Origin of the sequence: Sorangium sp. So ce590 (genome assembly GCF_051521365.1) — a bacterium.
Classification (GTDB): domain Bacteria; phylum Myxococcota_A; class Polyangia; order Polyangiales; family Polyangiaceae; genus Sorangium.
In genome coordinates this window covers 7,773,239-7,785,394 of record NZ_CP150346.1, presented here as the reverse complement: position 1 = coordinate 7,785,394, position 12,156 = coordinate 7,773,239, and the positions used below count along the sequence as shown (strand labels likewise).

Genomic DNA, 12,156 nt, shown 5'->3' with positions numbered 1-12,156 from the left:
AAGCGTGCGCGCACCCCCCCGGGGCTCTGTCGCCAGCGCTACCGCGAGCCGTCGCCGAGCCTGCGGCCGAGCAGCTTGGACGCGAGCGTCTCGCCGAGCTCGCTCATCATCAGCTGCTCGACCACCGCCTCGGTCGCGGCGCTCTCCGCCTCGCTCGCATACTGGAACTCGATGCCCATCCCCGCCGGCGCCTCCTCCGTCGCCTCGGCGGGCATCACGATCCACTTCACCCGCCCGCGGAGGCGGAGCGGCTCGGCCAGGTTGCGGATCGAGAGGGCGAAGACGAACTCGGTGCCGATCGCGAGCGGGCGATCGGTCCGGATGAACGTCCCGCCTTTCGAGATGTTGCGCGTGTAGTCGGCGAAGAACGTGTTGAGTCGCTTGTACTCCACGCTCAGCTCGATCGCGGCCCGATTGGCTGAGCGGCGGTCCGTCTCCGTCACGGCACCACCCTACCACGGCGCGCGCGGCCCAGAGTAAAGTCGCCGCCCATGGAACGTGGTGGTGCCAGGGCCGCGGTCGCGAGCGGGCGGCGCAGGATCGGCGCGCTCAAGGACGGGGCGCTCGTCGCCGGGCGGGCGGTGACGCAGACGGGGCTCCTCGCCGCGCTGCGTTGGCCGGGGCTCAAGGTCCTCGCGCGCGAGCTCGCGAAGGGCAAGGCGAACCCGTCGCTCCTGTTCCGGTTCTACGCCGAGAACAGCCCGCACCGCATCGCGGTGGTCGACCCGCGGAGCCTCGCGCGCGGCGCGGCCGAGGGCGACGTGAAGGCCCCGGCCGAGGATCGGGTCTACTCGTTCTTCGCGCTGAACGAGGCGATCGAGCGGCTCGGCTACGCGCTCGACCGGCGCGGCGTCGGCCCGGGCGCGACCGTGCTGCTCGCGCTCAAGAACCGCCCCGAGTTCGTGATGAGCCAGATCGCGCTCGCCCGCGTCGGCGCGTCCGTCGTGACGGCCTCGTGGCGATCGACCCCCGCCGAGCTCTCCTACCTCGCCGTCCACTCCGGGGCACGCCTGCTCGTGTTCGACGCCGACATCGCCGACGTGATCCGCGAGGCCGCGCCGCGGCTCGAGGGGATCCCGCGCGAGCGCATGATCGCGGTCGGCGAGCGCGCCCCGGGCTTCGCGCACTTCGACGAGCTCATCACCGAGCGCGGCGCCGCGCCGGATCGGAGCGAGCGGGCCGCGGTGGTGATGTACACCTCCGGCACCACCGGCAAGCCGAAGGGCGCGGTGCGCGGCTTCGGCGGCGGGGTCGTCGTGTCGGCGCTCGGGGCGATCGGCGCGACCCCGATGCGCGCGGGGGACGTGCACCTCGCCGTGTGCCCCCTCTACCACCTCACGGCGCTCGGCTTCGTGAACCTCTCCCTGGTCCTCGGCGCGACGATCGTGATCCTCCCGGAGTTCCATCCGGAGCTCTTCCTCGAGGCGATCCAGCGTTACCGCGTGACGACCACGGCGGTCGTCCCGACGATGCTCCACCGCGTGCTCGAGCTCGGCGAGGCGCGCCTCCGCGCCCACGACACGTCGTCGCTCACCGCGATCTTCACGGGCGGCGCGCCGCTGCCGCCGGCGCTCGCGACGAAGGTGATGGGGGTGTTCGGCGACAGGCTCTTCAACTTCTACGGCGCGACCGAGACGGGCATCGTGACGATCGCGGGCCCCGAGGATCTGCGCGCGTCGCCGGGCACCATCGGGCGCCCGGTCGCCGGCAGCGAGCTCATGCTGGTGGGCGAGGACGGGGAGCCGTGCCGCGACGGCGAGGTGGGCGAGCTCTATGTGAGGAGCCCCCTGCTCGTCTCCGGCTACCACAGAGATCCGGACGCCACGCGCGAGTCGATGCTGGACGGCTACTTCTCGGTCGGCGACCTCGCGCGCCGCGACGCGCGCGGCTGCTACCACATCGAAGGCCGCAAGCGGGACCTGATCATCTCGGGCGGCGTGAACGTGTACCCCGCCGAGGTGGAGTCGGTGCTGCACGATCACCCGGCGGTCGCCGAGGCCGCCGTGGTGGGCGTCCCGGATCGCGCGTGGGGGGAGCGCGTGCGCGCGTTCGTCGCCCTGCGCCCCGGCGCGGTCGCGAGCGAGGACGACATCGAGGCGCACTGCCGCGCAGAGCTCGCGGGCCCGAAGGTCCCGCGCGAGATCGTCTTCGTCGACGCGCTGCCGCGCAACCCGACGGGCAAGGTGATGAAGCGCGACCTCGCCGGACCCGAGCCGAAACCAGCGGAGTAGGCGCGCCGGTAGCTGCTGTCCCGGGAGGGCGATCGATGCTATTTCGCACCTCGTGCGGGATCCGTACGAAGTGTTGGGCGTCGAGCGTTCCTCGACGCAGGATGAAATCAAAAGCGCTTTCCGGCGACTCGCCGCGCAGCACCATCCCGACAAGAACCCGGGGGACCAGGGCGCGCACGTCCGCTTCAAGGAATTGAACGCGGCCTACCAGATCCTCAGCGATCCCCAGAAGCGCGCGGCGTTCGACCGGTTCGGCCCCGCCGCCGTCGGCGCCCCCGCCGGCTCGGGCTTCCAGGGCGTGCCCTTCGACATGCAGGACCTCAACCTCGACGCCATCTTCGGCGACCTGCTCGGCGCCCTCGGCATCAAGGTGGGCGACCGCGGGACGCTGCAGAAAGAGGTGCGGATCAGCTTCGAGGAGGCGGCGTTCGGCTGCACGAAGCAGATCACCTACGATCGCGTCGAGCCGTGCGGCGACTGCGCCGGCTCGGGCTCCGCGCCCGGGGCGTCGACCGAGCGCTGCGCGGCGTGCGCGGGCCGCGGCCGCGTCCGGATGCAGCAGGGGATGTTCCCCATCGCGATCGAGCGCCCCTGCGGCCGGTGCCGCGGCACGGGCCGGATCGTGACCGACCCGTGCACGACGTGCCGCGGCGCCGGCCTCGCGGCGAAGCAGAAGACCATCGAGGTGACCATCCCCGCGGGCGTGGAGAACGGCGCGACCCGGCTCGTGGAGCGCGGCGGCAACGCCGTCCGCCCCGATCGCGGGCCGGGCGATCTCGAGCTCACCATCCGCGTCGCGCCGCACGAGCTCTTCCGCCGCGTCGGCGACGACGTTGTGTGCGCCGTGCCGATCTCGTTCGCGCGCGCGGCGCTCGGCGGCGAGCTGGAGATCCCGACCCTCGACGGGAAGGGCAGGCTGCGGATCCCCCCGGGCACGCAGCCCGGCTCGGTGCTCCGGATCAAGGGCAAGGGCATCCCGCGCCGCGTCGTCGGCGGGCGCGGCGACCAGCTCGTCGAGGTGAGCGTCGAGGTGCCGACGCAGCTCACCGCCTCGCAAAAGGAGCTCATCTCGCAGCTGGCGAAGGACCTCGGCGAGAACGTGCAGCCGCAGCAGGCCAGCTTCATGGACAAGCTCAAGGGTCTGTTTGGTTGACCTGCCGTGCGCCCGCGGGTGATCCTTTGCGTCCCGCTGAACGCAGAGGCACGAGCGCTGCCTCGAGCGTCTGAGCCGACATGGCGAAGGAGGCATCGGACATGGATAGACCGAAGTTCATCGACGTCCTGAGCGACTCCACGGGAGAGACGGCGGAGAAGGCCGTGCGCGCCGCGCTGCTCCAGTTCCCGGACGCGGGGGTGCAGATCCGCCTCTACACCCGGGTGCGCACGCCGGACATCGCGCGGCCGGTGCTCGAGCGCGCGGCCCGGGAGGGGGCGCTCGTCGTGTTCACGGTGGTGAGCCCCGAGCTGCGCGAGTTCGTGCACGCCTCCACGGCCGAGCTGAACATCGAGGCGATCGATCTGATCGGCTCGCTCATCGGCCGGCTCGGCACCTTCCTCGACCGGGAGCCGATCAACCTGCCGAGCGCGATGCTGCCGCTCAGCGAGGAGTACTTCCGGCGCATCGAGGCGGTGGAGTTCGCGGTCAAGAGCGACGACGGCAAGGAGCCGAGGAACTTCAAGCGGGCGGACATCGTGCTCGTCGGCGTCTCGCGCACGTCGAAGACGCCGCTGTCGACGCTGCTGGCGCAGCGCGGCCTCAAGGTCGCGAACCTGCCGCTCGTGCTCGGCGTCGCGCCGCCGCCCGAGCTCGTGGACGCCCCGCAGGACAGGGTCGTCGGCCTGACCATCGGGCTCGATCAGCTCTGCGAGATCCGGCAGGCGCGCCTGCGCCACCTCGGGATGCCCGCCGAGACGAACTACGCGATGCGCGAGCACGTCCGGCAGGAGCTCGACTACGCGCGCCGGCTCTTCGCCGCGCACCCGGAGTGGCCGGTTGTCGACGTCACGGGGCGCGCCATCGAGGAGACGGCGGTGATCATCCTGGAGCACCTGAAGGAGCGCGACGAGCGCGCGAAGGCCGCGCGCTCGTCGCTGATGTGAGGCCGCGCGGCCGAGCGGGACGCGCGACGCCGCCGCACGGCGCGAAGGCAGGAAAGCGGCGTGTCCAGATGGGCGTGCGGCGTGTCCAGATGGGCGTGCGGCGTGTCCAGATGGGCGTGCGGCGTGTCCAGATGGGCGTGCGGCGTGTCCAGATGGGCGTGCGGCGGGGCGCGCCGCCGGTCAGCTCACGATCTTGAGGGCGCGGCCGACGAGGACCTCGTTGTGGCTGCCGGTCCTGTACCCGCCGAGATCGAGCGTCACGTACCGGAAGCCGTGCCGCTTGCCGGCGGCCACGATCTCGGCGCGCAACGAGGGCTCGGCGGCGCGCGCGAGCTCGCCGGCGTCGAGCTCGATGCGCGCGAGGTCATCGTGGTAGCGGACGCGGACCTGGCGGAACCCGAGGCCGCGCAGCGCGCCCTCGAAGCCGCCGATCTGCGAGAGCCGCTCGCGCGTGACGCTGGTCCCGTAGGGGATGCGGCTGGAGAGGCAGGCGGCGGCCGGCTTGTCCCAGATGGGCAGGCCGACGCGCGCCGCGCCGGCGCGCACGTCGGCCTTGCTGAAGCCGAGCTCGACGAGGGGGCTCACCACGCCGGCCTCGCGCGCCGCCTCGAGCCCGGGGCGGTAGTCGCCGAGGTCGTCCGTGTTGGTGCCGTTCAGGATCGCCGCGAGCCCCCACTCGGACCGCTTGTGCACGGCGATCCGGTAGAGCTCGCTCTTGCAGTGGAAGCAGCGGTCGGGGTTGTTCGCCACGTAGCGCGGGTCGTCGATCTCGGACGACGCGACGAGGCGGTGGTCGGCGCCGATCAGCCGGGCGATCGCCGTGGCATCGTCCTTCTCGGCGGGCGCGAGGCTCGGCGAGACCGCGGTCATGCCGACGGCCTTCGGGCCGAGCTCCTGGTGGGCGACCGCGAGGACGAAGGCGCTGTCCACCCCGCCGGAGTAGCAGACGAGGACGGATCCGAGCTCCCGGAGCCGGGCGCGCAGCCCGGCGAGCTTGGGGTCGATGGGGGAGCCCTCGGGCGTGAGCGACGGCGCGGACATGGCGTTCCTCCCTTTACCACAAGCCGTCTGGTGCGCCGGTCGGCCCGGCGCCCGCGGTGGGATCCGCGCCCGATGCCGCCAGGTTACTTGCGGTTCGAGCGCCGGTTCTGACACGCTAAAGGGCGAGATGGACCCGAAGAGGAAGCAGGCAGGCCGCACCGCCCTGCCGTTCGCGGTCGCGGTGGCGCTCGCGGCCGCCGCGCACGCTGGCCAGGGGTGCGGAGACAACCGGCTGCCGCCGCGGGACCTGCCGCGCGCGGACGATCAGCGGCCGCTCCCGCGCTGGTACCCGGAGAGAGCCTGGTCGGAGCAGGGCGGGGAGAGCCAGGTCTACATCGAGGGCAAGATCGTCTTCGACACGAGCAAGGCGGTGATCCGGCCGGGCAGCGAGAAGACGCTGGAGACGCTGCTCCAGTTCCTCAAGGAGCACCCCGAGGTGACGCGGCTGCGGATCGAGGGGCACACCGACGCGCAGTCGAGCGAGGAGCGCAACCAGGAGCTCAGCGCGCGGCGCGCCCTCGCGGTCGCCGACTGGCTTGTCGACCGCGGGGTCGAGAACCTCCGGCTGATCGCGGTCGGCTTCGGCGAGTCGCGCCCGCTCGGGCCGAACGAGATCGCGGCAGGTCGCAGCGAGAACCGCCGGGTCGAGCTCCACGTGGCCGAGGTGAACGGGCGCCCCTTCCAGGGGCAGGACCCGTACGCGGGCGGCCTCGCGCTGGAGGTGCTGAGCCTCGAGGAGCGCAAGCTGCGCGCGGCGCAGGCGGCGCCCAAGGCGCCCCCGCCCCGCAAGGCGTTCGTGGCGACCGGCGACGAGATCAAGCCGGTGCCGGTCAAGCGGCCGGCCGAGACCGGGGGGCCGGAGGGCGAGCCGCTCAAGCCGAGCGCGCCTGCCAAGGAAGCGCCGGCGAAGGACGGGGCTCCCCCGGCGGGCGGGGGCTGAGCGCCCTCAGCGCCTGAGCGCCCTCAGGGCGCGAGGTGGCGCGCGCGCGGCGACCGCGTGCGGTACCGCTCCAGGAGCGTGAGCGCCGCCTCCAGCGACGCGCCGTACGGGAGCACGTTGCCCTTCGGCGTGGCGTACTCGAGGTAGAGGTTGTCGTCCGTGGACAGGATCGGCCCGCCGTCCTCGGCCGCGTCGGCGATGAGGCGGTCGAGATCGTCGCCGGAGGCCACGAGATCGTCGAGGAGATCCGCGAGCCGCGCGCCGGCGAGCGTCGCGCGGAGCGCCGGGCGCGCGTCGAGGGCCGCGAGGCGCGCCTCCGAGGCGGAGAGCGGCGCGGCGCTCGCGACCAGGATGCCCTGCGCGCCGCCCACGAACAGCGCCACGTGCGGGAAGGCGCTGCGCATCGTCCGGATCACGACGGCGAGCTCGCGCTGCCGGATGTGGTGGAGCTGCACCCACTGCTGCAGGACGCCGCCCTCGGTCAGCCGGGACCGGGCGAGCTCGTAAAACTCGCGGCTGTAGAGGCTCGCGGCGCCCGCGAACCAGACGCTGGTGAGCTCGATCGCGATGAGGTCGTAGCGGCCCTCGGGGGCGACGAGCAGCTCGTTCCTGCCGTCGTTGAGCGAGAGGCGGACGCGCGGGTCGTCGAGGGCGCGGAGGCTCGGGCCCGCGAAGAAGCGGCGAGAGGCCTCGACGATCGCGGGCGAGATCTCGGCGACGTCGATGCGCTCGAAGGGGTAGGCCGCGATGGTGCCGGTCGTCGTGCCCGTACCGAGGCCGATGACGAGCGCGGCGCGCGTGTCGCGGACGAAGAGCGAGGGGAAGTGCGCGAACCGCCGCTGCGCCGTCATCTCGGGGCCGTCGTCGCCCTGGAACTTGCCGTTCGTGTACATGGTCGTGACGCCGGCGCGGCGCGCGACGGTGGTGACGCCGCCGTGCACGTCCTCGCGCACGAAGTCGATGCGCTCGGGGCGCGGCCCCATGGCGAAGTAGACGTTCGCGCCGCTCGTGAGGCGGGCCATGTCCCAGCGAGGCGAGAGCGCGACGAGGGCCGCCGCGGCGGCGGCCACCGCGAGGGCGCGGGGGAGCTCCGCGCGGGCGCGCGCGGCGGCGAGGACGGCCGTGAGGGCGAAGGCGAGCGCGATCGCGAGGAGGGCGCGCTCCGAGCCGAGCGCGGGCAGGATCAGGTAGCCGGTGATGATGGCGCCGGCGATCGTGCCCAGGGTGTTCGCGGAGGTCAGCTTGCCGACGCGCGCGGCGACGTCGGCGTGCGCGGCGGCGCGCGCGAGGAGGAGGGGGAAGGTGATGCCCATGCACAGCGTGGGCAGCGCGAGGATCGCGAGCGCGGCGAGCGCGCGGCACGCCTCGCGGCCGGCCCACCCGTCGACGTGCTTGCCCGCGAAGGCGAAGAGCCGCGGGAGCTGGTCCCACAGCGGGATGGTGGCGGCGAGCGCGAGGGCCGCGGCGACGAGCCCGCGCCAGAGCGCGCCCTCGCCGTGACGGCGCGCGAGGGCCGGCGCGCGCGCGGCGCCGGCCGCGAGGCAGACGAGGAAGACGGCGAGCATCAGCCCGAAGGCGTAGGCGCTGTTACCGATGAGCAGCGCGAGCAGGTGCGTCTGGACCACCTCGGCAGCGAAGACGAGGAAGCCCGAGGCGAACGCGAGCGGCAGCAGGAACGGCGGCTCGGCGCGGCCGATGGCGGGCGGGAGAGGGGCGCTCGAGGAGCGAGCCTCCGAGGAGCGAGCCTCGGGGGCGTCGGTCGCGACGGCGGTGGGCGGGACGGGCGCCGGGCCGCGGAGCCCGGCGACGATCGCGATGGCGCCGAGGACGAGGTTGGCGATCGCCGCGGACCAGAGCGCTCCGCGGATCCCGAGGTGCGGGAGGACGACGTAGGCGCCGGCGAGCGCGCCGGCCGCGCCGCCCGCCGTGTTGATGGCGTAGAGCGAGGCGAGGCGGCGCGCGGCCTCGTGCTCGGAGGGGGGCGCGCCCCCGTCCGGCGCGGCGCCGGCGCGGAGGATGCGCGAGAGCACCGGGAGCGTGGCGCCCATCGCGACCGTGGGGACGACGACCACGAGGGCGGTCAGCGCGGCGCGCGCCGCGGTGAGCAGCGCGAGCGAGTCCGGCGCGGCGCGGGCGACGGCGACGTAGGTCGAGGTCAGCGCCTCGAACACGAACGGCGAGACGGCGCAGATGGCGCCGACGATCGCCTCGAGCACGCCGTAGACGACGAGCGGGCGGCGGGCGGCCGCGGCGTGGCGGCCGCCGAGGTGCGCGCCCAGGGCGAGGCCGCCCATGAAGGCGGCGAGGACCGTGCTCACGGCATAGGCGGTGGCGCCGAAGACGTAGGCGAGCAGCTTGGAGAAGGCGACCTCGTAGAGGAGGCCGGTCGCGCCGGAGACGAAGAACAGGGCGACCACGAGCGGGAAGCGGGTGCGCACGGGCGCGCAAGCTAGTACAGGCGCGCGAGGAGCAGGCACCTTAGCGGCGCGATAGGGGCGGGCGGCGGCGCGATAGGGGCGGGCGGCGGCGCGATAGGGACGGGCGGCGGCGCGATAGGGACGGGCGGCGACGCGATAGGGGCGGGCGGCGGCGCGATAGGGCGCTCCACAGAGCGAGCGTCCCGCGCCGCGCCGTCACCAGCCGAGCCGCTGCAGCCGCTCCCGAGCCCCCTTCACCCCGAAGATCGTCTCCTCGCCGGGCGGCACAACGGGCGCGAGCAGCACCGCCGCGAGGACCGCGGTCACGACCAGCGGCGCTCGCGCGTCATCGCCGGCGACCGGCGGCTCGCGCACCTGCCAGGCCCGCCGCGCCCGCGCGAGCAGCGCGTCGAACCCGCGCCCGCCGATCGCCCGCACCCCCGCCGCCGCCGCCGTCCGCAGGAGAGGCGCACGATCCAGCGGCGCCGTCAGCACGAGCACCCGGCTCGGCGCGCCGCCGGCGCGGGCGATGTCGACCTCCACGGCGTCGACCATCGGCGTGGCCCCCGACGGATACGCCTTCTTCTGCACGACCGCGAGCTCCGCTCCGAAGAAGACGCGCGCCTGATGCGCCCAGCGGTGCTCGTCGATCCGCGCCTCCGGCTCGGGCGACAGCAGCGACCAGCCTCGGCCCGGCGGCAAGAGCTCGATACGTCCTTCCGCCCACCCGTTGCTATCGAATTCCATTCGTGCGCCCGCTGTCACGGTAATCCCGGGATCGGCCTGGTCCGGGTCGCGCGAAGGCACGACCAGTGCTCTATAGTTCATGTCATCTCGGGTAAAGGTGAGCCCTGCATGCCGAAGTCCGATCCGGCGTCGGAAGAGCAAGGTCGGGCCGCCCTGAGGGCGGCCCTCTTCGTGCATCGCCGCGCGCCCCTCTCGCGCCAGCTCGCTCGCCGCGGCCTCGGCCCCTACCGCGGCTACGGCGAGCTCCTCGAGGCGATCGAGCGGCTCGCCGACCGGGGAGCGCAGCTCTCCTTGATCGGGCGCTCGGTCCGCGGCGAGCCGCTGCTCGCCGTCCACCTCGGCGCAGTCCGCCCGGCCGCCGGCGATCGGCTGGGTGTGGGGCGCCCGGCGCTGCTCTCCCAGGGCGGGCGGAGCTCCGCGAACGGCGCCTCGCCCCACGGCGGCAGCGGCGCGCCGGGCGGCGCGGACGAGCCGTCGGCGACCGACGCCGCCGCGGAGCCGCCCGTGCGCGCCGGTCCGCTCGACCCGCGCGGCTCCGCGGGCGCCGGGCCGCGCGGCCGCGGGCGGACCACGGTGATCCTGTCCGGGATCCACCCCCTCGAATGGGTCGGCATCGAGGCGCACATCGCGCTGCTCGACCGCCTCGCGACCGAGGACCTCGGCGGCCGGTCGATCTTCGCCGTCCCGATCGTGAACCCCGACGGGCTCCTCCGCGTCGAGATGAACCTCCGCTCCGGCCGCCACCGCTACGTGCGCGGCAACGCCCGCGGCGTCGACCTCAACCGGAACTTCGACGCCGGGTGGTACGAGCGTGGCCTCGTGCAGCGCCTCATCGGGCTCGTCGTCTCGCCCGGCAGCCGCCCCGCCAGCGAGCCCGAGGTCGAGGCGATCGCGCACGCGCTGTCCTCGCGCCGGATCGACCGCGCCCTGTCGCTGCACAGCGCCGGCGGCGCCGTGCTGTACCCGCCGGCGCACAGCCTCCGGCCCGTGGCCGACGCCGCCGAGCACCGCGCCTTCGCCCTGCGCGTCGCGCGCGCCGTGGACCGCACGCCGTACCGCGCCATGTCCTACGTCCGCTTCGCCTGGGGCATCCGCAAGGCGGGCCTGGAGATCGACTGGCTCCACGATCGCCACGGGGCGCTGTCGCTCCTCGTGGAGTGCTCGCGCGGCAAGCTCGGCCTGCGCCCATCGCGGCTCGTCGAGCCGTTCGCCTGGTACAACCCCCGGAAGCTCGACGACGCCACGCCGCCGCTCGTCGAGGCCGTCCTGCCCTTCGTGAAGGGCGCGCGCCCCTGAGCGCGCCGCCCCGGGGTCGGTCCGAGCGCGCCGCTCAGGACTCGACCGGCTCGCCGACGGGGATCTTCTGCAGGCCGAGGACGACGCCGACGGCGGCGAAGCTCGCGGCCATCAGGCCGTACGCCGCGAGCGCCCGGTGCTCGATCAGCCAGCCGGCGCCGATGGGGCCGATGATCTGCGAGATGCTCGCCAGCGACTGGCTCACGCCGAGCGCCGCCCCCTGCTCGTCGCGGCCGACGCTCTTCGTGAGCAGCGTGGTGACGGCCGGCCGCACCACCGCCGAGCCGAACGCCCCGATCGCCACGAGCACCAGCAGCGTGGGCAGCGCGGACGCCACGCCGAGCAGCCCGTAGCCGACCGCCATCGCGCCGAAGCCGATCAGCGCGAGCCGCTCCTCGCCGTACCGCTTCGCCAGCCGGCCGATCGCGCCGCCCTGGATGCTCCCGCCGATGAGGCCGGAGAACGCGTAGAGGTAGCCCGTCTCCTTGATGCCGAACGCGAAGCGCCGCTCGAGGAAGAGCGCGAGGCCGCCGATGAGCGTCGAGAACGAGAGGGTGAAGGCGAAGAACTCGAGCAGCCGGCGGCGCGGGAGCGGCCGATCGAAGAGCCGGCGGAAGGCGTCCCCGCGGCCGGTCGTCGCCGCACGAGCAGGCGCGGCCGCGGCCGCCTCGGGCGAGGCCGCCGGCACGATCGGCTTCGCCGGCAGCAGCGTGGCCGTCAGGACGATCGACAGCAGCGACAGCACCGCCGCGCCGTAGGCCGGGGCGCCGTAGCCGAACCGGCTCGCGAGCTCCCCCGTGACGGCCGGGCCGAGCAGGAACCCCGCGCCGAAGGCGATGCCGATCAGGCCGAACGCCCTTGTGCGCTCCTCCGGCCGGGTCACGTCGCTGATGTACGCCTGCGCGATCGTCAGGTTCCCGGCCGTGAGGCCGTCGATGATCCTCCCCACGAAGAGCATCGACAGCGAGCCCGCCGAGCCGAGCACGAGGAACCCGAGGAACGTGCCGGTCTGGCTCGCGAGCAGCGTCGGCTTGCGGCCCACCCGGTCCGAGATCCGCCCGAGGATCGGCCCGGAGATCAGCTGGCAGACCGCGTAGCTCGCCGCGAGCACGCCGACCATGAGCTCGCTGGCGCCGAAGTGCTCGGCATAGAACGGCAGCAGCGGCAGGACGAGCGTGAGGCCGAGGACGTCGACGAAGACGGTAAGGAAGATCGGCAGGAGCGGCGAGCGGAGCATGGTGGCTTTCGGTGGCGATGACGGCGGTGAGGACCGCGGAGATCTGTGCCGGAGGTGGCCGGATCGGCAGACCGGGCGCCCGGACGGCGGTGTCCTCATGACGCATCTGCGGCGCGGCGGGTACCCTCCAGCGCGCCTCGGCGGCCC

At 74.1% G+C, this 12,156-nt stretch carries 10 protein-coding genes; 5 read left to right on the top strand and 5 right to left on the bottom strand.

The window, feature by feature from the left end; genetic code table 11:
* Positions 1–38: 38 nt before the first annotated feature.
* Complete coding sequence (locus WMF28_RS29190) at positions 39–443, bottom strand: PilZ domain-containing protein (protein ID WP_437596611.1); 405 nt, start codon at positions 441–443, stop codon at positions 39–41.
* Between the two features lie 48 nt (positions 444–491).
* Here WMF28_RS29190 and WMF28_RS29185 point away from each other — a divergent pair, with 48 nt between their 5' ends.
* The 3 genes from WMF28_RS29185 to WMF28_RS29175 all read left to right on the top strand — a co-directional run bounded on the left by WMF28_RS29185 (position 492) and on the right by WMF28_RS29175 (position 4,331).
* On the top strand, positions 492–2,231 hold the full coding sequence (locus tag WMF28_RS29185) for a class I adenylate-forming enzyme family protein (protein ID WP_437596610.1): 1,740 nt from the start codon (positions 492–494) through the stop codon (positions 2,229–2,231).
* Between the two features lie 52 nt (positions 2,232–2,283).
* Entirely contained in the window at positions 2,284–3,384 is a 1,101-nt protein-coding gene (gene dnaJ, locus WMF28_RS29180) for a molecular chaperone DnaJ (protein WP_437596609.1), read from the top strand.
* Between the two features lie 101 nt (positions 3,385–3,485).
* Positions 3,486–4,331: a pyruvate, water dikinase regulatory protein gene (locus tag WMF28_RS29175; protein ID WP_437596608.1), complete on the top strand. Its 846-nt coding sequence runs from the start codon at positions 3,486–3,488 to the stop codon at positions 4,329–4,331.
* A 180-nt stretch (positions 4,332–4,511) separates the two neighbouring features.
* Here WMF28_RS29175 and larE read toward each other — a convergent pair whose 3' ends face one another.
* Complete coding sequence (gene larE, locus WMF28_RS29170) at positions 4,512–5,372, bottom strand: ATP-dependent sacrificial sulfur transferase LarE (RefSeq protein ID WP_437596607.1); 861 nt, start codon at positions 5,370–5,372, stop codon at positions 4,512–4,514.
* Between the two features lie 127 nt (positions 5,373–5,499).
* Here larE and WMF28_RS29165 point away from each other — a divergent pair, with 127 nt between their 5' ends.
* Positions 5,500–6,312: an OmpA family protein gene (locus tag WMF28_RS29165; RefSeq protein ID WP_437596606.1), complete on the top strand. Its 813-nt coding sequence runs from the start codon at positions 5,500–5,502 to the stop codon at positions 6,310–6,312.
* Positions 6,313–6,335: 23 nt separating this feature from the next.
* Here the strand turns inward: WMF28_RS29165 and WMF28_RS29160 are convergent, their stop codons facing one another.
* Both WMF28_RS29160 and WMF28_RS29155 read right to left on the bottom strand, forming a co-directional pair.
* Positions 6,336–8,750, bottom strand: coding sequence for a fused MFS/spermidine synthase (locus WMF28_RS29160; RefSeq protein ID WP_437596605.1), 2,415 nt, complete (start codon positions 8,748–8,750; stop codon positions 6,336–6,338).
* 195 nt (positions 8,751–8,945) lie between these two features.
* Complete coding sequence (locus WMF28_RS29155; RefSeq protein WP_437596604.1) at positions 8,946–9,476, bottom strand: hypothetical protein; 531 nt, start codon at positions 9,474–9,476, stop codon at positions 8,946–8,948.
* A gap of 108 nt (positions 9,477–9,584) precedes the next feature.
* Between WMF28_RS29155 and WMF28_RS29150 the strand changes: the two genes are divergently transcribed.
* Positions 9,585–10,772 (top strand): M14 family metallopeptidase, encoded by a 1,188-nt coding sequence (locus WMF28_RS29150; RefSeq protein ID WP_437596603.1) that lies wholly within the window; start codon positions 9,585–9,587, stop codon positions 10,770–10,772.
* A 34-nt stretch (positions 10,773–10,806) separates the two neighbouring features.
* Here the strand turns inward: WMF28_RS29150 and WMF28_RS29145 are convergent, their stop codons facing one another.
* On the bottom strand, positions 10,807–12,009 hold the full coding sequence (locus WMF28_RS29145) for an MFS transporter (protein ID WP_437596602.1): 1,203 nt from the start codon (positions 12,007–12,009) through the stop codon (positions 10,807–10,809).
* Between the last annotated feature and the right edge of the window lie 147 nt (positions 12,010–12,156).

Bases quoted from the DNA above. Each gene is read 5' to 3' on its own strand.
- WMF28_RS29185 (WP_437596610.1), top strand. From the start codon at position 492: ATGGAACGTGGTGGTGCCAGGGCCGCGGTCGCGAGCGGGCGGCGCAGG.
- WMF28_RS29175 (WP_437596608.1), top strand. From the start codon at position 3,486: ATGGATAGACCGAAGTTCATCGACGTCCTGAGCGACTCCACGGGAGAG.
- larE (WP_437596607.1), bottom strand. From the start codon at position 5,372: ATGTCCGCGCCGTCGCTCACGCCCGAGGGCTCCCCCATCGACCCCAAG.
- WMF28_RS29165 (WP_437596606.1), top strand. From the start codon at position 5,500: ATGGACCCGAAGAGGAAGCAGGCAGGCCGCACCGCCCTGCCGTTCGCG.
- WMF28_RS29155 (WP_437596604.1), bottom strand. From the start codon at position 9,476: ATGGAATTCGATAGCAACGGGTGGGCGGAAGGACGTATCGAGCTCTTG.
- WMF28_RS29150 (WP_437596603.1), top strand. From the start codon at position 9,585: ATGCCGAAGTCCGATCCGGCGTCGGAAGAGCAAGGTCGGGCCGCCCTG.
- WMF28_RS29145 (WP_437596602.1), bottom strand. From the start codon at position 12,009: ATGCTCCGCTCGCCGCTCCTGCCGATCTTCCTTACCGTCTTCGTCGAC.